At 53.5% G+C, this 24960-nt stretch carries 21 protein-coding genes; 12 read left to right on the top strand and 9 right to left on the bottom strand.

Going from position 1 to position 24960, the window contains the following annotated elements:
- Positions 1 to 229: 229 nt before the first annotated feature.
- From LWL52_RS16940 to LWL52_RS16960, 5 genes are all read left to right on the top strand, one after another.
- The gene (locus LWL52_RS16940; protein ID WP_242922131.1) at positions 230 to 1438 is read left to right on the top strand and encodes an NADH-quinone oxidoreductase subunit D; all 1209 of its coding nucleotides are present in this window, start codon (positions 230 to 232) and stop codon (positions 1436 to 1438) included.
- 144 nt (positions 1439 to 1582) lie between these two features.
- Positions 1583 to 2404, top strand: coding sequence for a phosphatase PAP2 family protein (locus tag LWL52_RS16945; RefSeq protein ID WP_242922133.1), 822 nt, complete (start codon positions 1583 to 1585; stop codon positions 2402 to 2404).
- Positions 2405 to 2472: 68 nt separating this feature from the next.
- The gene (locus LWL52_RS16950) at positions 2473 to 4869 is read left to right on the top strand and encodes a DUF5686 and carboxypeptidase-like regulatory domain-containing protein (protein ID WP_242922135.1); all 2397 of its coding nucleotides are present in this window, start codon (positions 2473 to 2475) and stop codon (positions 4867 to 4869) included.
- Between the two features lie 1068 nt (positions 4870 to 5937).
- The gene (locus LWL52_RS16955) at positions 5938 to 7113 is read left to right on the top strand and encodes a DUF4407 domain-containing protein (RefSeq protein WP_242922137.1); all 1176 of its coding nucleotides are present in this window, start codon (positions 5938 to 5940) and stop codon (positions 7111 to 7113) included.
- Between the two features lie 166 nt (positions 7114 to 7279).
- Positions 7280 to 8536, top strand: a complete 1257-nt coding sequence (locus LWL52_RS16960) for a pyridoxal phosphate-dependent aminotransferase (protein ID WP_242922139.1) — start codon at positions 7280 to 7282, stop codon at positions 8534 to 8536.
- A gap of 80 nt (positions 8537 to 8616) precedes the next feature.
- Here the strand turns inward: LWL52_RS16960 and LWL52_RS16965 are convergent, their stop codons facing one another.
- A complete protein-coding gene (locus tag LWL52_RS16965; protein ID WP_242922142.1) occupies positions 8617 to 9072 on the bottom strand; it encodes an Lrp/AsnC ligand binding domain-containing protein in 456 nt (151 codons plus the stop codon).
- A gap of 165 nt (positions 9073 to 9237) precedes the next feature.
- Here LWL52_RS16965 and LWL52_RS16970 point away from each other — a divergent pair, with 165 nt between their 5' ends.
- Positions 9238 to 10191, top strand: coding sequence for an asparagine synthetase A (locus tag LWL52_RS16970; protein ID WP_242922144.1), 954 nt, complete (start codon positions 9238 to 9240; stop codon positions 10189 to 10191).
- 489 nt (positions 10192 to 10680) lie between these two features.
- Here the strand turns inward: LWL52_RS16970 and LWL52_RS16975 are convergent, their stop codons facing one another.
- The 7 genes from LWL52_RS16975 to LWL52_RS17005 all read right to left on the bottom strand — a co-directional run bounded on the left by LWL52_RS16975 (position 10681) and on the right by LWL52_RS17005 (position 19253).
- Positions 10681 to 12054, bottom strand: a complete 1374-nt coding sequence (locus LWL52_RS16975) for a LutB/LldF family L-lactate oxidation iron-sulfur protein (RefSeq protein WP_242922154.1) — start codon at positions 12052 to 12054, stop codon at positions 10681 to 10683.
- A 206-nt stretch (positions 12055 to 12260) separates the two neighbouring features.
- On the bottom strand, positions 12261 to 13907 hold the full coding sequence (locus LWL52_RS16980; protein WP_242922156.1) for a M28 family peptidase: 1647 nt from the start codon (positions 13905 to 13907) through the stop codon (positions 12261 to 12263).
- Between the two features lie 533 nt (positions 13908 to 14440).
- A complete protein-coding gene (gene ispF, locus LWL52_RS16985; protein ID WP_242922158.1) occupies positions 14441 to 14926 on the bottom strand; it encodes a 2-C-methyl-D-erythritol 2,4-cyclodiphosphate synthase in 486 nt (161 codons plus the stop codon).
- 218 nt (positions 14927 to 15144) lie between these two features.
- Complete coding sequence (locus LWL52_RS16990; RefSeq protein WP_242922166.1) at positions 15145 to 16245, bottom strand: alkene reductase; 1101 nt, start codon at positions 16243 to 16245, stop codon at positions 15145 to 15147.
- A gap of 122 nt (positions 16246 to 16367) precedes the next feature.
- Positions 16368 to 17186 carry an aldo/keto reductase gene (locus LWL52_RS16995; RefSeq protein WP_242922168.1) on the bottom strand — a complete coding sequence of 273 codons (819 nt, stop codon included), beginning with the start codon at positions 17184 to 17186 and terminating at the stop codon, positions 16368 to 16370.
- Positions 17187 to 17243: 57 nt separating this feature from the next.
- The gene (locus LWL52_RS17000; protein WP_242922170.1) at positions 17244 to 17693 is read right to left on the bottom strand and encodes a MarR family winged helix-turn-helix transcriptional regulator; all 450 of its coding nucleotides are present in this window, start codon (positions 17691 to 17693) and stop codon (positions 17244 to 17246) included.
- A gap of 294 nt (positions 17694 to 17987) precedes the next feature.
- The gene (locus LWL52_RS17005) at positions 17988 to 19253 is read right to left on the bottom strand and encodes a M16 family metallopeptidase (protein ID WP_242922172.1); all 1266 of its coding nucleotides are present in this window, start codon (positions 19251 to 19253) and stop codon (positions 17988 to 17990) included.
- Between the two features lie 257 nt (positions 19254 to 19510).
- Here LWL52_RS17005 and LWL52_RS17010 point away from each other — a divergent pair, with 257 nt between their 5' ends.
- From LWL52_RS17010 to ytxJ, 4 genes are all read left to right on the top strand, one after another.
- The gene (locus tag LWL52_RS17010; protein ID WP_242922174.1) at positions 19511 to 21490 is read left to right on the top strand and encodes an alpha-ketoacid dehydrogenase subunit alpha/beta; all 1980 of its coding nucleotides are present in this window, start codon (positions 19511 to 19513) and stop codon (positions 21488 to 21490) included.
- Between the two features lie 139 nt (positions 21491 to 21629).
- Positions 21630 to 21845 carry a hypothetical protein gene (locus LWL52_RS17015; RefSeq protein ID WP_242922176.1) on the top strand — a complete coding sequence of 72 codons (216 nt, stop codon included), beginning with the start codon at positions 21630 to 21632 and terminating at the stop codon, positions 21843 to 21845.
- A gap of 29 nt (positions 21846 to 21874) precedes the next feature.
- Positions 21875 to 22225 (top strand): hypothetical protein, encoded by a 351-nt coding sequence (locus LWL52_RS17020; RefSeq protein WP_242922178.1) that lies wholly within the window; start codon positions 21875 to 21877, stop codon positions 22223 to 22225.
- Positions 22226 to 22243: 18 nt separating this feature from the next.
- Positions 22244 to 22585 carry a bacillithiol system redox-active protein YtxJ gene (gene ytxJ, locus LWL52_RS17025; protein ID WP_242922180.1) on the top strand — a complete coding sequence of 114 codons (342 nt, stop codon included), beginning with the start codon at positions 22244 to 22246 and terminating at the stop codon, positions 22583 to 22585.
- 74 nt (positions 22586 to 22659) lie between these two features.
- On the opposite strand, the gene LWL52_RS17030 is transcribed toward ytxJ, so the two are convergent.
- Entirely contained in the window at positions 22660 to 23067 is a 408-nt protein-coding gene (locus tag LWL52_RS17030; protein WP_242922182.1) for an OsmC family protein, read from the bottom strand.
- Positions 23068 to 23138: 71 nt separating this feature from the next.
- On the opposite strand from LWL52_RS17030, the gene LWL52_RS17035 reads away from it, so the two are divergent.
- The gene (locus LWL52_RS17035; protein ID WP_242922184.1) at positions 23139 to 23873 is read left to right on the top strand and encodes a hypothetical protein; all 735 of its coding nucleotides are present in this window, start codon (positions 23139 to 23141) and stop codon (positions 23871 to 23873) included.
- Positions 23874 to 23989: 116 nt separating this feature from the next.
- Entirely contained in the window at positions 23990 to 24901 is a 912-nt protein-coding gene (gene lipA / locus LWL52_RS17040; RefSeq protein WP_437179363.1) for a lipoyl synthase, read from the top strand.
- Positions 24902 to 24960 lie beyond the last annotated feature (59 nt).

The raw sequence follows: 24960 nt of genomic DNA on the forward strand, positions 1-24960 counted from the left end.
AATAGTTTTTGCTTTGTAGGCTTATTTTATTAGATCATTGAACTAAAGAATAATCATCTATTTATAAATACTTTAACTAAGATAGTATAATTAAAATATAGTAAAAATTTAAATTATTTTAATCGTACCTAGATCTCTGTTTTGAAAACTCAACTAACAAAACTCCATAATTCCCTCCTTTTTCCGACCTTTGCCGAACAGGCAACTTTTTAACTTTTTAACTCACCCCGTGTCATCTACCCTCTACAAAAACTACCTGCTGCAGTCGGAGCCCAACAAGTTCAGCCTGGATACCTTGCGGGCGGGCGAGATGATCGTGAACATGGGGCCGCAGCACCCGAGCACGCACGGCGTACTGCGCCTGGAAGTGGTCACCGACGGCGAGATCATTCAGGAGGTAGCGCCGCATATCGGGTACCTGCACCGCTGCTTCGAGAAGCACGCCGAAAGTATGGCTTACAACCAGACCCTGCCCTACGTGGACCGCATGGACTACCTGGCGGCCATGAATTCGGAGCATGTCTGGTGCATGGGCCTGGAAAAGCTGCTGGGCATCACCGACCAGATTCCCAAGCGCGTGGAGTACATCCGGGTGCTGGTAACGGAGCTCAACCGCATTGCCTCGCACTTTGTAGCTATCGGCACCTACGCCATCGACATCGGGGCGTTTACGCCGTTTCTGTGGCTGCTCCGCGACCGCGAGCACATCCAGCGCCTGCTGGAGTGGGTGTGTGGCGCGCGCATGCTCTACAACTATATCTGGGTGGGCGGTTTATACTATGACTTACCGATCGGCTTCGAGGAGCGCTGCCGCGAGTTTATCAATTACCTCGGCCCGAAGCTGGATGAGCTCGATACCATCCTTTTAGAGAACAAGATCTTTATCGACCGAACGGCCAATGTAGGCGTGCTGCCGCTGGATGTGGCCATCAACTACGGCTGCTCGGGCCCCATGCTGCGCGGCTCCGGCCTGAAGTATGACCTGCGCCGCATAGATGGCTACAGCGTGTACCCCGAGCTGGACTTTGACGTGCCGATGGGACAGGGGCTGGCCGGCACCACCGGCGACTGCTGGGACCGCAACTATGTGCGCGCCCTCGAGTGCCGCGAATCGGTTAAGATCATCAACCAATGCCTCGACCGCCTCACCGCTGATTACAAACGCACCCCCGATTTTGACCCACAAGCAGCCTGCCCCAAGAAGCTGCGCATGACGGGCACGCAGGAGCTATACTTTCGGGGCGAAACCCCGCGCGGCGAGCTGGGCTATTTCTTCCGGACTACCGACCGCTCGGACGTGCCGTTCCGGGCAAAAGGCCGTGCGCCGAGCTTTGTGAATTTGTCGGTGCTGCCCGAGATCAGCCGCGGTTGCATGGTGGCCGACCTGATCGCGATTGTAGGCTCAGTGGATATTGTGCTGGGCGAAGTAGACCGGTAAGGCCGGGTGGCAGGCAAAGTATAGGAGGCCGGAACAAGTACGCGGCTTTGAACACTTTGTAAGACGCATCTAAAACCTAAGCTACTTTGCTGCGTTATTTTAAACTGAAATAATTGATCTGACGCACTTAAAGAGCCTTATACTTTGAAAATAACCAACATCATAATTGCACAGTTCCTGTGGTGCACCGTGCTGTTTGTCCCTGCACAGGCACAGGTCGTGCCTAAGCACCCCGCCACCGATACCGCGCATGTGCTGCCTGCCGACACCGTGCTGCCCGGCCAGAAACACCCATTTACGGAAAGCCAGCGCCTGGAGGGCAGCAACAAACGCTACCTTCTGCGGGCAGTGCTTCCGGCAGCGGCCTTGATGGGCGCGGGCGTTTATACGATCCAGGGCAACGGCTTTTATAGCAGCTTCGATGCCCGCGACGCCCGCAACAGGCAAACTCCCAATTTCAGCACCAAAATAGACGATTACCTGTTCTTTACGCCTATTGTGGGGCTGTATGCATTTGACCTTTTCTCGTCGCAAAACCGCCACGACATCCGCCGCCAGACCGGGCTGCTGCTTGCCTCGGGCCTGCTGACCTCGGCTATTGTATGGCCTGTAAAAAACATCACAAACATCGACCGGCCCAACGGCGACCCAACCGCATTTCCGTCGGGGCACACGGCTTACGCCTTCACCATCGCCACGCTCGTAGACAAAGAGTTCCGGCACAAAAGCCCCTGGATCAGCGTGGGCAGCTATGCCGTAGCCAGCGCCACGGGCGTGATGCGGGTGCTCAACAACGAGCACTGGATGGCCGATGTGCTGGCCGGTGCCGGCGTGGGCATTCTTTCGGTGAACACAGTTTACTGGCTCAATGATAAGCTGGCGAAGAACAAAGGCTACAACACTACCGCCATACCGGTGGTGCTGCCCACCGGGCAACCGGGCATGGCCATTATGGTGCAGTTTTAACAGAACAGACAACTCAAACGAAAGGCGTTTTCCCGGGCGGGTTAGCGCCTTTTTTTTATCTTTACCAGATGCCATACTTCCGGATCCTGCTCTGCTTATACTTCTGCCTGGTTACGCTGGCTGCCACGGCACAGGTGCACGCCCTGCAAGGCACCGTGCGCGATGCCCGGACCAACGAAAAGCTGGCGTTTGTCAGCATTGTGGCCAATGAGGGCGAAACAGGCACGACCACTAACCTGGAAGGATTTTACCAGCTGCGGCACAACCGGCCCATCACTAACCTGCGCTTCAGCTATGTGGGTTACCAGCCGCAAACGCTTGTGCCGGATTCTACGGGCGTACTGGATGTGTCCCTGCAGCCGGCGGTGGCGCAACTGCGGGAAGTGGTGGTGCGGGGCACCGGTCAGAATCCGGCCCACCGCATTATTAGGCTAGCCACGCAAAACCGACGGCGCAACGACAGCCGCAACTTGCCCCAGTTCACCTATCGCACCTACAACAAGTTTATACTTACTGCCACCCCTGCCCGTGAGCTGCACCTGAGTGATACCCTGCAGCTCTCGCCCAAAGATTCGTCTTACCTGAAAATGCAGAAACTGCTGGCGCGGCAGCACCTTTTCATGGCCGAAAGCATCACCGACTTTGCCTTCCGGCAGCCGGACCTGCGCAAAGAAACGATCCTGGCTACACGCGTATCGGGTTTGCAGCAGCCCAGCTTTGGCATAGTGGCCGCCGAGGCCCGTGACTTTTCGGTGTACGACGACATGCCCGTCTTCTTTGGCAAGCGCTACCTCAGCCCCCTAAGTCCGGGCAGCACCCGCAAGTATAACTTTGTGTTGCAGGAAGCCCCCGTTACAGGCCAGGATACCACGTTTATCATCTCGTTTGAGCCCCAGAAAGGGAAGAATTTTGACGGGCTGAAAGGCGTCCTCTACATCAGCAGTAATGGCTGGGCGGTGCAGAATGTACTAGCCCGCTCAGCCACCGACAACGACCAGCGGGGCCTGAAGCTGCAGCAGCAGTTTGCCCAGGTAGGGATGAAGCACCAGTGGTTCCCCACCGAGCTGGACGTGGAGATCACCGTTCCGCAGCTGGAGCTGCGGGGCCACCAGCCTTATGGCCACATCCGCACCTACATCACCAACATCAACCTAAATCCCGGCCTGCAGAAATCCGATTTTAGTGTAGTGGCGCTGCAGCAAACGCCAACGGCCGCCCACCAGCCGGAGGCATTCTGGAACCAGCAGCGGCCGGACTCCCTTAACCGCCTGGAGCTGCGCACCTACCAGCGCCTGGACAGCGTAGGCAAAGCCGACAAACTGGACCGCACCATCCGCACTATGGAATTCCTGACGAGCAAACAGCTGCCGCTAGGCCCGTTGAGCCTGGACCTGAACCGCCTGCTGCGCGTGGGCAACTTTGAGGGGCTGCGGCTGGGTGCTGGCCTGCACACCAACAGCCGGCTTTCGGAGCGTTTCAGTTTGGGCGGCTACTGGGGCTATGGCTTTAAAGACAATGCAGCCAAGTATGGCGCCGATGCTTCGCTTATTCTGCATAAACCTTCGGAACTGACCCTGAAAACCACATACTTTGAGGACCTGCTGGAGCCGGGTGGCCGCCGCCTGCCTTTTAAACAGCCCGGCTTGCTGCTCCAGGACCTGCGTTGGGCGCTACTTCCTTACCTGGATTATACGACCCATTACAGCGCTTCCCTTTCAGGCCGCGTGCAACGCTACCTGCAGGTGCAAACTACCCTGCGCCGCGAAGAGCGCCGCCCTACGCTGGCAGCCGCTGCAGGCACCTATACCCTGGCAGAAGGCGTGGTCAGTATCCGCTATGCGTATGGGGAGCAGTACATGGAGCAGTTTCATCAGCGCATGGCCCTGCCCACCGAGTACCCGGTGCTGTGGCTGCAGTATACCCGCGGCTTTGACGGGCTGCTGCAGGGCGACTATGGCTATAACAAGTATGAGGCGCGGGTGGAGGCCGCTTTCCGCCATCGCACGTTCGGGCAGAGCCGCCTCACCTTTGCGGGTGGCTACGTGGCCGGCACTGCGCCGCTGGTAACGCTCTTTAACGGCTACGGCAGCTACGATCCGGAACATACAGTATATGCGGGCGATGGCTTTGAGACTATGCTGCCCTTCACTTTTTTCTCCGACCGCTACGCCGCCCTGTTTCTGCAGCAGGATTTCGGCAAGCGCCTGTTCCGTACAAAACTGTTCCACCCTGACCTGGTTGCGGTTACCAACATCGGCTGGGGCGACCTGAAACAACCGCTGCCTGAGCTACCTTACAAGACCATGCGCAAAGGCTATTACGAGTCGGGGTTGCTGCTTAATAACATCCTGCAAACGACATTCTCCGGCATTGGTATTGGTGCCTTTTACCGCTATGGCCCGTACGCTGCCCAAGCCCCGAAAAACAACATCAAGCTGAAGCTAACGGCCACGCTGGCGTTTTAGGTAGTGGTTCTTTCTGAAGTATAGGCGGTGCAGTACCTGGTCCAACCACCCCTGGCCCCTCCTTATCCAAGGAGGGGAGCTTGTAGTTACTGCTGGAGAAGTATAAGCGGTGTAGATTCTATGCAGGAGAGAAATAAGTTACTTCTTCCCTGCTGTCATCTCGACACTAGGAGAGATCTGGGTAATATGTTATGTTTCAGATTTCTCCTAGCGTCGAAATGACAGCTTAGTTTAGGTTATTGCCTGAGAGAACACAAGTATACTTGGGCTGAAGTATAAGCGCTGTAATTCTGGTTTGATTAGCTTGCTCCCAAGATCCTCTCAGGATGACAAAAGGGAAAGAGGGGTGGAGAGGGTTTTATACTTGAGCCAAAGTATAAGCAGCATCTCAGGTCAAGCAAGTCATCCCCCTACCCCCTTCAAAGGGGGACTTGGTTTAAGTTGCAAAGCAAAAGCTTTAATTCTTTCCCTTCCTATACTTAAGCCCAAGTATAAATACTTAAGCCCAAGTATAAACAGTAGCTATCGAACTGATCCCAGTTCTTGGGTTGAGCGCCTCGAGAGTTTCCGGTGACGAACGAAAGTGAGGCAGCCCGAGGTACGAGGGCAGGAAACGAAAGCAGCGCGATGCCCAAGGACGAGCCCCCGCGGGCTTGGAGCGCTCCAAAGTATAAGGTGAAACAAGGCAAGTATAAAATGCGGAATACAGCTCACTAACAAGTATAGCTGGAATATTATACTTGCAGATCTGCAGCTAGCAAGTATAACCACAACATTCGACAGCCACTACCAAGTATAGCCAGAACATCCAGCAACCGCTAGCAAGTATAATACACAACAGGTGTTAGCCGGCACCCGGCCTCCTTGCTGCGCTACAAGAAGCGGCGCAACCCAGCGGAAAGAAACGTTGAACTAAACTTACAGGTGCGGCTGTTGCTTTTTTCAGGAGCCGCTCCCTGCCTGCACAGAATTTATACCTGCCAAAGCGTATGACATTCAGAACTTTGTGCGTTATTTTGTCCATGGCTTCCGCAGGAGCGCCACATCTACTTAGCTGAACATCGTTTCATGAAAAAATTCTTTTGGTGGTGCGCCGGAGCCGACGACACTATTCTGGGAAAATGCTCTAAATCAGAGCATATCAAGTATGCCGGCATTGGGGCGACCGTGCTGTTTACGGGGCTGCTGGCCAGCATTTCGGGTGGCTATGCCCTCTACACGGTCTTCGACTCGGCTTTGCTGGCGCTGGTGTTCGGCTTGTTCTGGGGAGCCGTTATCTTTAACCTCGACCGTTTTATTGTTTCCACGCTGCGCAAGGAAGGCCGGTTCTGGAAAGAGCTGTTGCTGGTAACACCGCGTATATTGCTGGCTCTGGTGCTGGCCGTGGTGATCTCCAAGCCGCTGGAGCTGAAAATATTTGACAAGGAGATACAGGCTATTCTGCAGGAAAAACAGGCCGAGTTGGCCATTCAGCACAAGGCGCTGGTGAGCAAACAGTTTACGGAAGTGGATTCGCTGAAAACCGAGATTGCCGGCATACAAGCCGGGGTAGCCGCCAAGCAGCAGGAGCGCAACAAACTATACGATGCCTTGGCCGCCGAAGCCGACGGTACCGGTGGCACCGGCAAAGTGGGCAAAGGCCCCATTTTTGAAGAAAAGAAACGACAGTACGACAAAGTAGACGAAGAGCTGAAACTGCTGCAGGCAGGTGCCCTGGACCAGGTAAAGTTGCGGGAGCAACGCATTGCAGATCTGATGAAGCAGTACGATGCCACGGTGGCCAGGGGGCAGGAGAGCTTTCTGCACTACGATGGCCTGATGGCGCGTGTAAATGCCCTGGACAAGCTGCCCTGGCTGCCCGTGTTCTTTATCACGCTGTTGTTTATCTGCCTGGAAACGGCACCCATCTTTACCAAGCTTATCTCCAGCAAAGGGCCATACGACGATATTCTGAAAGGCGTGGAGCACGAGCGGACCACGCAGGAAATGCAGCGGGTGGCCGAGCGCCAGCAGCAGTACGATACCCGCCAGGCCGTGGCCGATGCCAAGTTTGCAGCCCGCAAAGAGTATGAAACCGAAGCCAAGCGCGAGGAAGAGCGCCTGAAATCGGATGCCCACCTGGAGGTGGTGCGCGAGTCGGCTTCTGTCTGGAAAGAGCGCAAGCTGGTGGATGTGCACCGCAGCCCCAGTACGGCCGCCGATATCCTGAACGACAACGAAGAAAACGGCTACTACAAATGGTAATGCGGTTTTAGGCCCGATCTTATAACGTATACTTCACCACCGGCCGGGCCTGCAAACCCGGCCGGTGGTTTTATGTTTCCGGGCGATGCGTATACTTTTTGGCCAATTGCTAGGCGATACTTTGCCGGAAATCGTACCTTGTGGCATAATCTAAAACTGAATCTCCATGATCGTTTCTAAAATGGCCCAGAACCTGATCGGCTCCGAAATTATAAAGGTAGCCGGCGAGGTAAACGCTATGATAGCCCGTGGCGAGCCTATATGCAATCTCACCATCGGCGATTTTAATCCCGCCATCTTCCCGATTCCCAAAGAGCTGGAAAACCAGATCAAGCTGGCCTACGACCAGGGGCATACCAACTACCCGCCTGCAAACGGCGTGGCGGTGTTAAGAAAAGCGGTAGCTGCTTTTACAAAGGAAAGGCTGGGCTTGTCGTACCCTGAAAATGACATTCTGGTGGCCGGCGGCTCCCGTCCGCTCATCTACTCCACGTACTTAACACTGGTTGATCCAGGCGATAAAGTGGTATTCCCGACGCCTTCGTGGAATAACAACCACTACTGCCACTTGTCGGGTGCTGTGCCGGTGATGGTGGAAACCCGTCCGGAAAACAACTTTATGCCGACTGCCGCCGATGTGGCGCCACACCTGAAAGGGGCTACGCTGCTGGCTTTGTGCTCGCCGCTGAACCCCACAGGTACCATGTTCTCTAAAAAAGACCTGGAGGAGATCTGCGACCTGGTGCTGGAAGAAAACAGCCGCCGCTCGGAAGGCGAGAAGCCCCTGTACCTGCTCTACGATCAGATCTACTGGATGCTGACCTTTGGCACCGCCGAGCATTATGACCCGGTAAGCCTGCGGCCTGCCCTGCGCGAGTATGTGGTGTATATCGATGGCACGTCCAAGTGCTTTGCTGCCACCGGCGTGCGGGTAGGATATGCGTTTGGCCCTGCCAGCGTAATGGACCGCATGAAAGCCATACTTGGCCACATTGGTGCCTGGGCACCCAAAGCCGAGCAAATGGCCACAGCCGCTTTCCTGAATCAGCCGCAGGAGGTAAATAACTTTATGGATACGTATAAGCCCAAGGTGCAGCGCAGCCTGGATGTGCTCTACCAGGGATTTCAGCAGCTGAAGGCCGATGGCTTTAACGTGGATGCCATTGTGCCGATGGGCGCTATCTACCTCTCGGTTAAAATAGACCTGGCCGGCAAAAAAACACCGCAAGGTAACGTGCTGCAAACAAGCCAGGACGTTACGTTTTATGTGCTGCAGGAAGCCAAGCTGGCGGTGGTGCCGTTCTCTGCCTTCGGCTCGGACCGCAGTCTGAACTGGTTCCGCTTGTCGGTAGGAGGAGCCACGCTGGAAGATATCCAGGACTCGCTGGGAAGGTTGCGCAATGCGTTGCAGCAGCTATCCTAAGTATACCGGATACCTTGTTGTAAAAGGAAAGACAGATTTTATGTAAAACGCCACGGCAGCTTTGCCGTGGCGTTTTTGTTTCAGATCGTGATCTGGCGGCTTATACTTTCTTCCAGCGAGATCAGGGTTTCGGTGCGCTGCACGCCGTCGATGGCCTGCAGTTTCTCGTTAAGCACTTCGCGCAGGTGTTTGGTATCGCGGCAAATGATCTTGGCAAACATGCTGTAAGAGCCCGTGGTATAGTGCAGCTCTACAATTTCCGGTATCTGCTGCATCTGTGCCACGGCATCCTTGTACTCGGAGCCTTTTTCCAGAAACACGCCGATAAAGGCACACACATCGTAGCCCACCGCCGAAGGGTTTATCAGCAGCTGCGCCCCTTTTACAACACCCATTTCATTCAGCTTTTTCATCCGAACATGAATGGTACCGCCCGACACATTGAGCTCTTTGGCGATATCGGTGTAAGCACGGGTCACATCCTGCATAAGTAAATGCAAAATCTGCCGGTCAAGATTATCAATTTCGTAACTCATACGTCCCTATACTTTCAGTTTTTAACAAAGTTACAAAGTTAATTGCTTTCAGTTGAAAAATTATCAAACAAGTAAAATATTTATTGATAAATTTTCAAAAATAAAGAACATGTTTTAACTTTGATAAGTATTAAAGCTAAATATTTTACCAAATTTACAAAAAACATGGAGCTATCAACTCTCGAAGAAACTACAACGCTGGAAACAACGTTGGGCCACCTGCGCCGCCCCTTGCTGCCCAAAGTGCTGCAGGTGCAGCAAGGCATTGTGCGCGCTGTCCACGATTTTATGTTTAAAAAAGGACTGACGCAGCTCATGCCGCTGATGCTCTCGCCTATTACTGACCCGCTGAACCACGGGGTGGTAGATGCCACGATCGGGTATGCCGACCGGCACTGGAGCCTGACCAAGTCGATGATCTTTCATAAGCAACTGGCCCTGCTCAACCCGGCGCTTCAAAGCCTCTACATCGTGTCGCCGAACGTGCGCCTGGAGTTTTCCGACCGTGCTGGTACGGGCCGCCATCTGTTCGAGTTCACGCAGATCGATTTTGAGTTTAAAGACAAAGACCGCTTTTATGTGATGGAGTTTATGGAGGAGCTGGTAAATGCCGTGTTTGCCCGCCTGAACGCTGAAATTCCGGAGGTGCTGCTTGAGCTCCGTGGCGAGTTGCTGCCGCAGTATGAGCAATGGCCCGTGTACCGCACCGAGAAACTGGAAGCTGCCCTGGGCCCGGATTATGAGCGGATCAAATCAGAGGAAGCGACCACACCGTTCTGGCTGCTGAACCACACCCGCGAGTTTTACGACAAGGAAGACCCTGCCAAACCGGGCACCTACCTGAACTATGACCTGATCTGGCCGGATGGATTTGGCGAAGGCTTGTCGGGAGCGGAGCGGGAGCACGAGTACCACCAGATACGCAAGCGCATGGCCCAGGTAGGCACCAGCCAGGAGATCTTTAAGCACTACCTGGAAGTGGCCCGGGAAGAAGGCCTGCCCCGCACAGCCGGCGCTGGCTTTGGAGTGGAGCGCATGACGCGCTTTATCTGCCGCCTGAAAGACGTGGACGAAGTAACGGTGTTTTCGCGCAAGCCCTATGCAGCCTCCCTGTTTTAAAGGATAAGGTATGGATGACGACAATAGCGGTAATCCCGCCCCGGATGTAATATAAAACGGCCTGCTAAAGTATAGCAGGCCGTTTTTGTTTTACGGCTTCTGATAAATCCAGCCATGTTATGGAACCTACCCCTAACCCCTCCGGGGAGGGGAATCAGGCTGATGCTGTTTTGTCATCTCGACGTTAGGGGAGATCTGCTACAACCAGGTATAAACCTGGCTTGCGCACATTGGCGTTTGCTATCAAGCGTTCGCTCTTCGGGATCTGCAATCCCATTTCCGGGTGCCGTTATGAAATGGATAGTATGGGAATGCAGCGGCTTAACAGTTATACTTCCGGATTACAAATCCGAAAGAGCATTGGTGCTGCAGACAAAGAAAGGATAGCAGATTCCGCACTACCGTTCGAAAGGATAAGAGATATGAAATGACAACAGGTATAAAAGCCAAAGCCTGCTGTGCTGCAGGCTTTGGCTAAAAATCATACGTCTATTTTTCCCGCTCCTTCCAGAGCTGGTTAAACGACTTTTTAGGCACATGCAGCGGTTCGCGGCGTTTGCTCCAGGTATCTTTCAGCACCCATTTCAGCACAAAGTTCTTTAGGCTGGCCGGCGCCATGTTCAGCAGGGAGCGGCTCTTCATGGCTTTTAGCCAGAACTTGAACGCTGTTTTTTCCTGGTTGTCGGCCAGGCCTTCGTCCACGCTCTGCTTGCGGTTTAGCAGCAGCAGGTTGTGGAGGTTGATCTTAACGGGGCACACCGACGTGCAGGCGCCGCACAGGGAACTGGCAAAGCTCAGGTGCTTGTTTTCGGCCATACCCTCGTAATGCGGCGTGATCACCGAGCCGATCGGGCCGCTGTAGGTGCTCTCGTAGGTATGGCCGCCGATGTTTTTATAAACCGGGCACACGTTGAGGCAGGCTCCGCAGCGGATGCAGTTCAGCGCCTCGCGTTTTTCGGGCAGCGCCAGCAGATCGGTGCGGCCGTTGTCGAGCAGGATCACATACATTTCCTCAGGGCCGTCCTTCTCGTTGGGCTGGCGCGGGCCGCTCAGGATGGTGTTGTATACTGTAACCTGCTGGCCGGTACCGCTGGTGCTGAGCAGGGGCCAGAACAAGTCCAGGTCCATCACCGAAGGAAGCATCTTTTCGATGCCCACAATAGCGATATGCGTTTTGGGGAAAGTGGTGCTCAGGCGGGCGTTGCCTTCGTTTTCGGTAATGGCAATGCCACCGATATCGGCCAGCAGAAAGTTGCCGCCCGTTACGCCTACTTCTGCGGAGGTATACTTGCTGCGCAGCAGCTTGCGCGCTGTGAGCACCAGTTGCTGCGCATCGTCGGTAGGTTGTATGCCCAGCTTGCGCACAAACAGATCGGCAATATCCTTTTTAGACATGTGCATGGCCGGCGTTACAATGTGGTAGGGCCTTTGCTCGGCCAGCTGCACAATGTATTCTCCCAAGTCGGTTTCCACCACATCCAGGCCGTTCTTTTCCAGGTAGGTGTTCAGGTGGATCTCCTCGGTGCTCATCGACTTGGATTTGACTACCGAGCGGGCGCGTTTGCGCTTCATGATCTCGCCAACCTCTTTCAGGGCCTCCTGGGCATCGCGCGCCCAGATCACCTTGCCGCCACGGGCCGTAAAGTTGGCCTCAAACTCCATCAGGTACTTATCCAGGTTGTTGATGGTGTTGGTTTTGATAAAAGAGCCCCGTTCCCGGGCCAGTTCATGGTCGGTATACTGGGTAAGGCCCCGCTGCACAGCGGCGTTATACTTGCCGATGTTATACTTGATGGTAGCGCGGTGGCTCTGGTCAAATGCCTTTGTTTCGGCGTCCTGCAGAAACTGTTTTAATTTGCTCATACTGTCTCCCTTACGATCTTCCTTGCTGGTTGGTGTGCCAGGAAGTGCTGGATAAAAGAAAAACACCCTCAAAGGTAGGGTGTTCTTCTTAATGTATTACGAATTACGAATTACGAATTTTCAGCCTTAAGCTCTCACCTATACTTCATAACTCCATTGCCTGCTTTCTTATTGCCAACTCGTGACTCAGAATTCAGAACTCATAACTATTTCTTATTGCTATCTACCACAATGCGGTTGTCGCGGTTGGCCAGTTCCCATGCCACGTGGAACGCCAGGCGGGCAACTTTCTGGGCGCTCTCGAAGTTGATCTTCTCTACCTCGTCGCTCGGCTTGTGGTAATCGGCATGCACGCCGTTGAAATAGAAAACGATCGGAATACCTTTTTTGGCAAAGTTGTAATGGTCGGAGCGGTAGTAGAAGCGGTTCGGATCGTTCTCGTCGTTAAATTTATAGTCGAGTTTCAGGTGCGTATACTTCTCGTTCATCTGCGTGTTGATCTGGTCGAGCTCCGAAGAGAGCTTATCCGCTCCGATCACATAGATGTAATTGCTGTCGTTGGTTTTCTCGTGGTCAAAGTCCATGCGGCCGATCATGTCGATGTTCACGTCAGCTACGGTGTTGGCCAGTGGGAACACGGGGTTCTCGGAGTAATACTCAGAGCCCAGCAATCCTTTTTCCTCACCGGTTACGGTCATAAACAGCATGCTGCGGCGCGGGCCGTAGCCGTCTTTTTTGGCCTGGGCAAACGCTTCCGAAACCTCCAGCACGGCCACTGTACCAGAGCCGTCGTCGTTCGCGCCGTTAAAGATCTGGTCGCCTGTCAGGGTCGAGTCCACGCCTACGTGATCGTAATGAGCAGTCACCACCACGATCTCATCTTTCTTGTCGGTGCCTTCAATAAAGCCCAGCACGTTCTCCGTTGAAAGCGGCTCTGCAATGCGCTCGGTTCTTACCTTCACGTCTTTGGCCACAGCAAAGGTGCCCGCAGCCGGCTTACCTGTTTTAGCTACAGAGGCCGGGTAGGCCAGCAGCTTTTCGGGGGTAGTACCCAGCAGGGCGGCGCCCGCTACCGGCGAAATGAACATGGTGGCAGCGTTTGTCTGCGTGCCGGTGTTCTTCATGCCGATGGAAGGGCGGGAGGCGTACGACTTGTAGCGCTGCGTGAGGGTATTAAATTCATCTGCGCTGGTGCCGGTAATAATGAGCACAGATTTGGCGCCGTGGTCGGTGGCCGCTTTGCGCTTGCTGCGGTAATCGTTGCCCCAGTCAGAGGCTTTGTCAGTGCCGCTCAGAATATAGTTTCCGCTGGCGTCTTTTGGCTCACCGGCGAGCACCACCACCATTTTGCCGGTTACATCTTTGCCTGCGTAGTCGTTAAACTTCGGGTCGTCGATGCCATAGCCGGCAAACACGATATCAGCTGCCTGCTCGTCCTGGTACGGGGTGCTGCCCAGTACAAAGAAATCCTGCAGCATCAGGAATTTGGCTTTGCCTACCAGCATGTAGCCATTGCCCCATCTGGTTTTCTCCAGGTCGAAGGACTGGTAATAGGGGTTGCTGCCAGTCTTTACCGGACCTGCCAAGCCATCTTTGCGGAACTGCGTGGCAATGTACTCGGCAGCCATCTTCTGTCCTTTAGAGCCGGTATCGCGGCCCATGTACTCGTCGGAAGCAATAATGTGCAGGTGCTTGGACAGATCTGCGGCCGTAATGGTCTGGGCATACTTAGCAGACACTTCCTCTAATTTGGCCGCATCGGTTACAGGGCCTTTGGGTGTTTTGGATGCTGTGGCACAGCCGGCTGTCATCGCGGCCAGCAGCACATAGGCATACATGTAGTTGTACTTCATTGTTTTAAGGTAAGGTTAGTATAGGTTAGGTTTTAAGGTAATGCTATTTGTTTCGTTGTATTAGGTGCTTCCATGCCTTAGATGCTTTGCCCGCTTTTCGCCTCGCCGGCGGGCCCTACTTTTCTCCTTGATGAGAAAAGTAGGCAAAAGAATCAAGACAATTCGAAACTCGCTGAACGCTCAAACATCGAATCGTCAAAGGCGCACTTGGCTGAAGTGTTCGCTTCGTAGCCTCTAAGTATAAATCTTTACTCCTGCTTTCATCCCTGGCGCGAATCTCCGGATTCGTGTCTTTGGATAAGGTGAAGTCTCTGACTTCACTGGCCTGCAAGGCCAAATAGAACCCCCAAGTAAGCCAGTATAGGCCGTTGGGAATGGCGGTCTTTCCTTTTTCTGCCAGCCCAAACCGGACACGAGTACGTACCTGCAGTAGCATATTAAACGCTCACTTCTCCCTCAGTCAAATTCCCCTCTTCGGAGGGGCTAGGGGTGGGTTAATGTGTAATAGCACAGCTAACACCGGGTTATCTCGCCTACAGCTTTTGGATCAGGACGGTGGCAAAGGCTGCTACGCCTTCTTTTTTACCTACAAAGCCCAGGTGTTCTGTGGTGGTGGCTTTTATGGAGATGTCGTGCTCCGGAATGCCCATTACCTCGGCCAGACAGCTTTTCATGGCCGGAATGTGCGGGTTTACCTTGGGCTCCTGCAAGCAGATGGTCGAGTCGATGTTGCCGATCTCGTAGCCTTCTCTCGAAAGCAGGTGTACCACTTCTCTCAGCAGGATCTTGCTGTCGATGCCTTTATACTTGGGGTCATTGTCGGAAAAATGGAAACCGATGTCGCGCAGGTTGGCTGCACCCAGCAGGGCATCGCAGATCACGTGGATGAGCACATCAGCATCGGAATGGCCCAGGGCGCCGTGCGTGTGCGGAATTTTGATGCCGCCCAGCCAGAAGTCCAGTCCTTCCTGCAACTGGTGCACATCGTAGCCAAAGCCGGTTCGTATTTTCAGTTTCATAATTACCTGGTTCGTAATTTCAATACCTGTAGCGCCGGCGCCACAAGTATAAAAGGTAAAAGTAACGAAAATGCGCTGAACTGGAAGATGCGGTTTCTTTTTTTGATGTTCTTCGTTCCGGGATGGGTGCAATTGGGGAGCTTGCTTATAAAAAAAAACAGCCGGTCCCCTTGCGGCGACCGGCTGTTTTTTTGAGTGATGTGTAAAAGCAGCGTTGCCTATACTTCTAACTCCGCAAGCGAAGGGTAATCGATGTAGCCTTTGGTGCCAGGGGCATAAAAGGTGTTTTTGTCGGGTTGCTGCAGTGCGGCGTTCTGCGCAAAGCGCTCCGGCAGGTCCGGGTTGGAGATGAACGGTACGCCGAAAGCCACCATATCTGCCTCGCCATCAGCAATTACTTTATTTCCTTTTTCCTGCGTAAAGCCGGCATTAATGATCAGGTTGCCTTTGTAGATAGGGCGGTAGCGCTTTGCAATATTCGGTTCGGCAAATGGCACCTCGCTTACATCGCTGAATGGCTCTGACAGGTGCAGGTAAGCCAGATTGTAGTCGTTGAGCTTTTCAATGATATAGTCGTATGTCGGGATAGTCTCCTCGTTCAGGGTAATGCCAAAACCGCCATGCAGGCTTGGGTTCAGGCGCACTCCTACTTTCTCTACCGGCATCACTTCTTTAATCGCATCCAGCACCTCGAACAGGATGCGGGCGCGGTTCTCCCGCGAGCCGCCATACTCGTCGGTGCGGCTGTTGGAGGAAGTCACGAAGAACTGATGGAGCAGGTAACCGTTCGAAGAATGTACTTCTACCCCATCGAAATCAGCCGCCATAGCATTTTCAGCTGCCTGCTTAAAGTCCTGTACGATCTGCTTTATCTCCGGCACGGTCAGCTCGCGCGGCGTTACCGTGTCTTTAAAGCCTTGTGGCGTATACGCTTTGTCGTTCGGGTTAATGGCCGAGGGCGCCACCGGCAGCGCACCGTCATGGAAATCGGGGTGCGACATGCGGCCCACGTGCCACAACTGAATAAAGATCTTACCGCCTTCGTCGTGCACGGCTTTGGTTATTTTCTTCCAGCCTGCTACCTGCTCAGGGCTATAGATGCCGGGCGTGTTGATGTAGCCAACGGCCTGCTTCGAGATCTGGGAGCCTTCTGTAATGATCAGGCCGGCACCGGCACGCTGTGTGTAGTACGTCACCATGATGTCGTTGGGCACGTTACCTTCGTTATCTGCCCGGCTGCGCGTCATAGGGGCCATCACTACCCGGTTCTTCAGCTCCAGATCGTGTAATTTTATAGGTTTTAAAAGTGCTTGTGTCATTTTTGAGTTAAAGAGTTATAAAATTAAAAAGTTAAAAAGGTAGGGAGGTGTAAAGTATAAGCTTCTGCACACCTTTTTCCTCTGGTATTCACTCATTCAAAATTCAATTATTCAAAATTATTTTAGTCCCAGGCGGGGGCGAACGATGGGTTGATGAGGCGTGTGTTTGCCTGCTTCAGCTGGTTTATCTGCTGCATCTCTTCCGGTGTCAGTTCAAAATCGAAGATGCTGAAGTTGGAGCGTATGTGCGCCTCATTGGCGCTTCGGGGGATGGCTAGCACGTTGTCCTGCTGCATTAGCCAGCGCAGCGTTACCTGTATTTCGTTCTTGTTATACTTGTCGGCAATGCTTTTCAGCACGGGGTTGCCCAGCACCTTGCCCTGTGCCACGGGGCTGTAGGCAGTTAGCGTAAGGTTGTGGTCCTGCAAGTAAGTATAAAGCTTGTCCTGGTTCAGGAAGGGATGATACTCTACCTGGTTGGTGATGATGCCCGCGCCTGTGGCCAGCACTTTGTCGAGCAGGGCCGTGGGGTGGTTGCTCACGCCGATATACCGGGTATAACCTTTTTGCTGCGCCTTCATCAGCTCCTCCATGTACTCCTCCACCGGCACCTCGGCATTTGGCCAATGGATCAGCAGCAGGTCCACTGCGTCGGTCTGCAGCTTTTGCAGGCTCTCTGTTACCGAAGGCATGAACGTCTTAGCACCTAAATTGGCAGGCAGCACTTTCGTGGTCAGGAACACCTGGTCACGTGGAACATCGGCCTCCCGGATGGCGCGGCCCACACTTTCCTCGTTTTTATACATCTGCGCTGTGTCGATGTGGCGGTACCCCTCGCTCAGCGCAGCTTTTACCACGGTATAAGCTGTGGCATCGGCTAGTTGAAATGTGCCGAACCCGAGGGCAGGTATAGTGGCTTCTTTTATTTTGATGTTTTTCATCGTTTCTTTTTAGGTTTATACATTACTTGTATATACAAGTATAGGAGTAAAAAAATATCAGCCGCGCAGCTTGTCCAGCATACGGCTGACCAGCACGGCCTCTTCCTGGTTCAGGTTGTGGAACTGCTTGTAGAGCTGGGCCGAAGCCTCGTCCACTTCCTGCATTTTCCGGATACCTTTTTCAGTGAGGCGCACTTCGATCATGCGGCGGTTGGCCTGGCAGATGTCGCGGGTGGCGTAGCCTTTTTCAATTAGCTTATCGATCAGGCGCGTCACATTTGAACTGCGGTCTACCATGCGGCACTGGATGTCGCCGAAGCAAACCGGCTCGGGGTGTTGCCCGCGCAGGATGCCCAGTACATTGTGCTGCTGCAGCGTAAGGCCATGGCGGCGAAAGAAAGGCATCACCTGCTGGTTCACCCAGTTGTTAGTAAACAACAGGTTCACAAGCAAGCGACGGTAATCGTCCTTAAACTCCTTCTGCTTTATTTCGTCTTCTATCCGCATACTTAAACCGGGCACATAATTACGAATTGTTATTTGTATATACAAGTATTAAGTGGATTTGGTTGCCTCATACTTGTAAGAAGGAACTGGATAAGTAGCGTAAGCGACGGAGAATGCCCTCCCGGTAGGGGGCCGGTTTATACTTCATACAGTGGAAGGTGCCCTTTCGAACAAAGTGAGAAAGCTGGGTGTGATCCTAAGAATGAATTTATTCGGATTTCTCACTTTGTTCGAAATGACAGAAGGACTTTGTCCGTGCTTTATACTTAGCAAAAAACAAGCCTGTGCCCGTAGTTATACTTCCGCTTCTGCTGCTACCGCCTTCTTCTCGGCTTTATACAGCAGGGTAGAGCAGTTGTTGGGGTTCAGCACTTCCTGGGCGCAGCGCCGGATATCGGCCGGGGTAACGGCCTGCAGCTTTTCGCCTTCGGTATTTACGAAGTTGGCATCGCCGAGCAGCTTGCCGTATGCCAGGTTCATGGCGCGGTTCAGTAGTTCGATCTCCGAGAAAACGATGCTGGCCTCGGCCTGGTTTTTTACCTTATTCAGCTCTTCCTCGTCTACTAGCTGGTCCATCAGCTCCTGGTTAATAGCCTCGATAGCGGCATTAGCCTGCTCCAGCGTAACGCCTTCGTTTAGCTTTCCCTGGATGATGAGCAGGCCTGCTTCGATAGAACCCGATACGGAAGCCGAGATGGAGTTGAACAGCTTCTGCTCTTTTACCAGCTGATCATACAAGCGGCTCGACTTGCCCCGGCCCAGTATATCTGAGATCAGATCTACGGCATAATAATCAGCTTCGGTGCGGGCGGGCATGTGGTAGGCTTTGTAGATGGCGCTCAGGGGCACGTCGGCGCTTACCTCCAGGGTGCGCGGCTCAGTTTGGCGCGGCTCTTTGGCAATGTTGCGGTTATACTTGTGGCCGGCCGGAATGGGCCCGAACCATTTTTCCGTCAGTTCCTTTGCCCGCTCAAACGTTACGTTGCCGGCTACCACCAGCACGGCGTTGCTGGGCGAGTAGTGCTTGCGGTGAAAAGCCTTCACAATGTCCATGGTCGCCTCTTCGATATGAGCGATCTCCTTGCCGATAGTGGCCCATTTGTAGGGGTGCTCTTTGTAAGCCAGCGGGCGCAGCTTCAGCCATACATCGCCATAAGGTTGGTTGAGGTAGGTTTGCTTAAACTCTTCTACCACCACTTTGCGCTGCACTTCCAGGCCGTTTTCGCTGAAAGCCAGGTCCAGCATGCGGTCCGACTCCAGCCAGAAACCGGTTTCGATGTTCTGGGCTGGCAGCGAGAGGTAATAATTGGTGATATCGGGGCTGGTAAAGGCGTTATTCTCGCCCCCCACGCGCTGCAGGGGCTCGTCGTAAACAGGTATGTGCTTGGAACCGCTGAACATCAGGTGCTCAAACAAATGGGCAAAGCCCGTGTGGCTTTCTTCTTCATCGCGCGAGCCCACATTATACAGCACATTAAGCACCGCCATCGGGCTGGTGTGGTCTTCGTGCACAATTACCTGCAGGCCGTTATCAAGGGTAAATTCTTTGAATTGTATCATGGTTTCTGTAAGACGTTAGGTTTTAGACACTAGACTTTAGACGAAAAAGAGTAAAGTGCAAGCATACAACTACTTTCAATGGTAAAGCGCGATTTGCTCTTAAGGGACACTCCCGGGTTATAAACTTAAGTCTTGTGTCTAAAGTCTAACATCTAGTGTCTAGGTTTAAACAAATGTATAAATTAGCAAGGATATATTTCAGGGCTTCGGCTAAACCATTAACTTGCCCAACTATAACGAAGTTTTCCTTTTCAGAGATGAACTACAATCGCAAAGACTATACCGACGACGAACTTTTAACCTTATACAAGGCCATTCTGAAGCCTCGCCTGATCGAGGAGCGCATGCTGGTGCTGCTGCGCCAGGGCAAGGTAACCAAGTGGTTTTCCGGCATCGGGCAGGAGGCTATTTCGGTGGGCTCGGCTATGGCCCTGGATAAAGACGAATACATTTTGCCGCTGCACCGCAACCTGGGCGTGTTTACCAGCCGCGATATTCCGCTGGGACGCTTATTTGCGCAGTTCCAAGGCAAGCCCAGCGGCTTTACCAAAGGCCGCGACCGCTCCTTCCACTTCGGTACTAACGAGCACCACATTGTGGGTATGATCTCGCACCTGGGCCCGCAGCTGGCCGTGGCCGATGGCATTGCGCTGGCCGACCTGCTGGAAAACAAAGAGAAAGTAACGCTGGTGTTCAGCGGCGATGGCGGCGCCTCGGAAGGGGATTTCCATGAAGCCCTGAACGTGGCAGCCGTATGGGGGCTGCCGGTTATTTTCATGATCGAGAACAACGGCTATGGCCTTTCTACGCCCAGCAGCGAGCAATTCAAATTCAGGCATTTTATCGACAAAGGACCTGCTTACGGCATGGATGCGCTGCAGATAGACGGCAACAACGTGCTGGAAGTATACGACACGGTGCGGCAGGCGGCAGCCAGTATCCGCAAGAACCCCCGCCCGATGCTCATCGAGGCGATCACGTTCCGGATGCGGGGCCACGAGGAGGCCAGCGGCACCAAGTATGTGCCGCAGGAGCTGTTCGAGAAATGGGCCAAAAAAGATCCGGTAGAGAACTTTGAGCGTTACCTGCTCGACGAGCTGGTGCTGACGCAGAAAGGCATGGAAAGTATAAAAGAGGAGCTGAAAGCCGAGATCGAAGCCGGCCTGCAGGAAGCCTTTGCTCAGCCTATGCCGCAGGCCAGCCAGGAGCAGGAATTGAATGATATGTACCAGCCTTTTGACCAGGAAGTGATCCAGCCTGCCTCCGGTGCCAAAACGGAGCGGCGCTTTGTCGATGCCATCTCTGATGCCCTCCGCCAAAGTATGGAACGCTACCCGGATCTGGTGCTAATGGGCCAGGATGTGGCCGAGTATGGCGGCGTGTTTAAGATTACAGAAGGCTTTGTAGCCAAATTTGGCAAAGACCGCATCCGCAACACGCCTTTATGCGAGTCGGCTATACTTGGCGTGGGCCTGGGCATGTCGGTGCGTGGAATGAAGAGCATTGTAGAGATGCAGTTTGCCGACTTTGTGACCAGCGGCTTTAACCAGATCGTGAATAACCTGGCCAAAAGCCATTACCGCTGGGGCCAGAATGCCGATGTGGTGGTACGCATGCCCACCGGCGCAGGCACTGCAGCCGGGCCGTTTCACTCGCAGAGCAACGAAGCCTGGTTTTTCCATACGCCGGGTCTGAAGGTGGTGTATCCTTCCTCGCCTTACGATGCCAAAGGTTTGCTGAACGCCGCTATCGAAGACCCTAACCCGGTGATGTATTTTGAACATAAGCTGCTCTACCGCTCCATTGCGCAGGATATTCCGGACGATTATTATACCATCGAAATAGGCAAAGCCCATACCGTGACCGAAGGCACCGACCTGACCATTATCACTTACGGCATGGGTGTGCACTGGGCCAAACAACTGCAGCAGGAGCTAACGGATGCCAGCTTAGAAATACTGGACCTGCGGTCGCTGCTGCCCTGGGACAAAGAGGCCGTGCGCGCTGCCGTAGCTAAAACGGGCCGTGTGCTGATCGTGCATGAAGACACCCTGACAGGCGGCATAGGCGGCGAGATTGCCGCCTGGATCAGCGAGCATTGTTTTGAACTGCTGGATGCTCCTGTGGCCCGCGTAGCCAGCCTGGATACGGCCGTGCCGTTTGCGCCGCCCCTGGAGCAGGAATTCCTGCCAAAGCAGCGCCTGCGCGAAAAGGTGGAAGCTATGCTGAATTACTAGAGATTTATAAGAGACAGGGAAAGTGTTGCCCATGCAGCGGTTGCTTTAAAAAGCAGGTATACACCATTATACTTTAACCGTATGTGTACACACTTTCCCGTCTTCTTCGTTCAGGTATAAACGCTAACCCGGTAACGCCATGCGCCTCCTTCGCTTATCCAGCTTTTTTATACTTAGTATTTTCCTGCTAGCGGGCACTGGTTGCCAGCGCAAAGGCATCATACCTTGCCCCAAGCAAAATGGCAAAAATGTTATGGTAAAAAGCAAAGGAGCGGGCAGCCTGGAGGCCATCAGCGTGCCCACCGATAAGAACGGGCGCGTGAAAAAGCACCGCAAACTACTCGGCCTCTTTTAAGTATAACCACTAATGCGCTGCTGTAACTGATGTTGAAGACCGATGCAAGGCTTTGGAAGAGAAGCGGGTTCCTGCTGTGCCTGCTGGCGTTACTGGCATTTTCGGCCCTGCCGGCTTTTGCCCAGATAAGCCCTGAAAGCAAGGAGCAGCAACGAAAAGAGCAGAAGCGGTTTTTAAAAGAAGCGGCCAAAACCGAATCCGTTTACAAGGACACGCACCTCAACACGGATACGTATACCTTTAAAAAAGGCGAGGCCGGGCGCATCAACGCAAAAAACAACCGCGCTGCGTACCTGTTCGATGAGAACGGGAAACCCATCAAAAAGAAGAAGCTGTTTGAGAAAAAGCGCAGGCAGCCGAAAAAGAAACGAATCGATTAACCGCAAAGAAGAAAGACTATGAACTGGCACCCGCTTACAAGCACCGAACAGTTAGACGAGATATTAGAGGAATCGAAAAACACCCCCGTGGTGATCTTTAAGCACAGCACCTCCTGTTCTATCAGCGCCACGGCCAAAAGCCGCCTGGAGCGCCAGTGGGATGGCGCCAGCCTCGACCACGTGAAACCCTATTACCTGGATTTGCTCCGCTACCGGCCTGTGTCTAACGAGGTAGCCGAAATGCTGCACGTGCACCACGAGTCGCCGCAGCTGTTGCTGGTGCAGGATGGCGTGTGCACTTACGATGTGTCGCATATGGGCATCGGGGTGGATGCCCTTAAAAAGAAAATAACAGCCTAGCAGCAGTTTATACTTGCCGTAGCCCTCACCTGCGCCCTCTCCTGTTTTTAAGAGAGGGCTGAGGTAGGGAAAACTTAGTACCGGAACGAAATGGTTTGCTTCACGTCGGGGTGCAGGCTCAGGGCCACCGGGCAGGTGCGCGCTGCATTCTCCAGCATGGCTCTTTCTTTATCGGTATAGGTTTTGCCGGCCGGCATGGTAAAGTCCAGCACTACTTCGGCAATGCGCCGGGGCTCTGCCGCCATGATCTTGGTCACCTCGATCTCCATGCCTTCGATGTCGATGTTGGAACGGTTGGCCAGGATGCCCATGATGGTCATCATGCAGCTGCCCAGCGCCGCACTTACCAGGTCGGTGGGCGAGAAAGCCTCGCCTTTTCCGTTGTTATCTACCGGGGCATCGGTAATAATGGTGTTGCCCGAAGCCAGGTGCTGCGCCGCGGTGCGCAGCTGGCCTTTGTATATACTTTTAATGGTTGCCATGTGCCTTAACTATAGTTTGTATTACCCGTAAATTTAGTTACTTTTAATCAATCTCTAAATCAAATAAAAGGGTGGTCAGATACCTCGCACTTGTCCTTGCTCTAGCCTTTGGCCTGGCGCTGCCTGCAGCTGCCCAATCAGATGAAGATGAGTCGTTTGAGAATGAGTTGAGCTACGGCGTCAACTTCAACTCCAACGGCGGTTTGGTGGGCGGCGCGTTTATCCGCTCGGCCTTTTTTATGAACGAGCACATGTACCAGTTCGGTGGCCTGGAAGTGGTAGAGGTAAAGCACCCCAAAGAGAACCGCCTCTATAGCCCCGAAACAGGTGACTTTTTTATAGCCGGCAAGCAGAACTACCTGTTTGTGGTGCGCCCGCATTATGGCCGTGAGCTGGTGCTGTTCCGGAAAGCAGCCGAATCCGGGGTGCAGGTAAATGCCGTGGGCGCTATTGGCCCTTCCATTGGGTTGCTGGTGCCCTACTATATCCGCTACAACTATGGCGGGCCGGGCATGGAAGATGTCCGCACCGAGCAGTACGACCCGACCCGACACACCAACATCGACCAGATACAAGGTAACGTGAATTTCCTGCAGGGCCTGGGCGAATCCAAGGTAAACATTGGGGCGCATGTAAAAGCAGGCCTCAGCTTTGAGTATGGCCGTTACAAAGAAAGCATTACCGGCATCGAAGTGGGCTTTGCTCTGGAAGCCTATACCAAAGACCTCATCATAATCCCGCAGGCCGACAACAGCAGCATCTTCCCCTCGGTGTATCTGAACCTGTACTACGGCCGCCGCAAGTAAGCTCCTGGTCCGAACAAATCAGGGACGGACGTTGTTAGCATGATGCCCCGCAGCTTTGCATGTAAAACTTAGTTAAAGGGTAATGTCTTACGTCATAACTCCGTATCTTTGCAACCATGGACGAATTAATAACACTTCCGGTGATACAACCCAACGCTATGCCCGAGGGGCTAAACGCGCTGGGACAGCCACGCAAGCCGAACTGGCTGCGGGTAAAACTGCCGGTTGGGAAGGAATATGCCAAAGTTCGGAGCATTGTAGACGAATATAAACTGCACACCATCTGCGAAAGCGGCAACTGCCCCAACATGGGCGAGTGCTGGGGTGCAGGCACTGCTACGTTCATGATTTTAGGTAACGTGTGCACCCGGAGCTGCTCGTTCTGTGCAGTGGCTACCGGCCGCCCCAACGAATACGACGAGGATGAGCCGCGCCGTGTGGCCGAGGCAATACAGCTGATGGGCGTAAAGCATGCCGTTATCACATCCGTGAACCGCGATGAACTGAAAGACCGGGGCGCTGCCATCTGGCACGAAACCGTGAAGCAGGTAAAATTGCTGTCGCCTTCCACAACCATCGAAACCCTTATTCCTGATGTGAAAGCCAACTGGGATGCCCTGATCACGATGATCTCGCCGGGCCAGGAGGTAGTATCGCACAACATGGAAACCGTAAAAGAGCTCTACCGCCGGGTACGCCCGCAGGCCAAGTATGAGCGTAGCCTGGAGCAGACGCGCCGCACCAAAGAATATGGTAAGCGCACCAAAACAGGCATTATGCTGGGCCTTGGTGAAACCCGCGACCAGGTATACCAGGCCATGGACGACCTGGCTGCTAACGGTTGCGATATTTTAACCTTAGGTCAGTACCTGCAGCCAACAAAACTACACATCGAAGTGGCCGAGTTCATTCATCCCGATCTGTTCGCGCATTACGGAGAAGAAGGCTTGAAACGCGGAATCAAGTATGTGGAGTCCGGGCCCCTGGTTCGTTCTTCTTACCATGCCGAACGCCACGTGCACGTATAAGCGAGTGAGGCTTAAAGAATTACCAGCCCTGCACCATTACCGGTGGCAGGGCTTTTTTT

Source organism: Pontibacter liquoris (genome assembly GCF_022758235.1).
GTDB lineage: Bacteria > Bacteroidota > Bacteroidia > Cytophagales > Hymenobacteraceae > Pontibacter > Pontibacter liquoris.

Excerpts from the sequence above, each read along its gene's own strand:
- LWL52_RS17030 (WP_242922182.1), bottom strand. The coding sequence starts at position 23,067 with ATGGCAACCATTAAAAGTATATACAAAGGCCAGCTGCGCACCGCGGCG.
- LWL52_RS16980 (WP_242922156.1), bottom strand. The coding sequence starts at position 13,907 with ATGAAGTACAACTACATGTATGCCTATGTGCTGCTGGCCGCGATGACA.
- LWL52_RS16950 (WP_242922135.1), top strand. The coding sequence starts at position 2,473 with ATGCCATACTTCCGGATCCTGCTCTGCTTATACTTCTGCCTGGTTACG.
- LWL52_RS17005 (WP_242922172.1), bottom strand. The coding sequence starts at position 19,253 with ATGATACAATTCAAAGAATTTACCCTTGATAACGGCCTGCAGGTAATT.
- lipA (WP_437179363.1), top strand. The coding sequence starts at position 23,990 with ATGGACGAATTAATAACACTTCCGGTGATACAACCCAACGCTATGCCC.
- LWL52_RS16995 (WP_242922168.1), bottom strand. The coding sequence starts at position 17,186 with ATGAAAAACATCAAAATAAAAGAAGCCACTATACCTGCCCTCGGGTTC.
- LWL52_RS16990 (WP_242922166.1), bottom strand. The coding sequence starts at position 16,245 with ATGACACAAGCACTTTTAAAACCTATAAAATTACACGATCTGGAGCTG.
- LWL52_RS16970 (WP_242922144.1), top strand. The coding sequence starts at position 9,238 with ATGGAGCTATCAACTCTCGAAGAAACTACAACGCTGGAAACAACGTTG.
- LWL52_RS16965 (WP_242922142.1), bottom strand. The coding sequence starts at position 9,072 with ATGAGTTACGAAATTGATAATCTTGACCGGCAGATTTTGCATTTACTT.
- LWL52_RS17000 (WP_242922170.1), bottom strand. The coding sequence starts at position 17,693 with ATGCGGATAGAAGACGAAATAAAGCAGAAGGAGTTTAAGGACGATTAC.
- LWL52_RS17020 (WP_242922178.1), top strand. The coding sequence starts at position 21,875 with ATGTTGAAGACCGATGCAAGGCTTTGGAAGAGAAGCGGGTTCCTGCTG.
- LWL52_RS17015 (WP_242922176.1), top strand. The coding sequence starts at position 21,630 with ATGCGCCTCCTTCGCTTATCCAGCTTTTTTATACTTAGTATTTTCCTG.
- LWL52_RS17010 (WP_242922174.1), top strand. The coding sequence starts at position 19,511 with ATGAACTACAATCGCAAAGACTATACCGACGACGAACTTTTAACCTTA.
- LWL52_RS16960 (WP_242922139.1), top strand. The coding sequence starts at position 7,280 with ATGATCGTTTCTAAAATGGCCCAGAACCTGATCGGCTCCGAAATTATA.
- LWL52_RS16955 (WP_242922137.1), top strand. The coding sequence starts at position 5,938 with ATGAAAAAATTCTTTTGGTGGTGCGCCGGAGCCGACGACACTATTCTG.
- ispF (WP_242922158.1), bottom strand. The coding sequence starts at position 14,926 with ATGAAACTGAAAATACGAACCGGCTTTGGCTACGATGTGCACCAGTTG.
- ytxJ (WP_242922180.1), top strand. The coding sequence starts at position 22,244 with ATGAACTGGCACCCGCTTACAAGCACCGAACAGTTAGACGAGATATTA.
- LWL52_RS16975 (WP_242922154.1), bottom strand. The coding sequence starts at position 12,054 with ATGAGCAAATTAAAACAGTTTCTGCAGGACGCCGAAACAAAGGCATTT.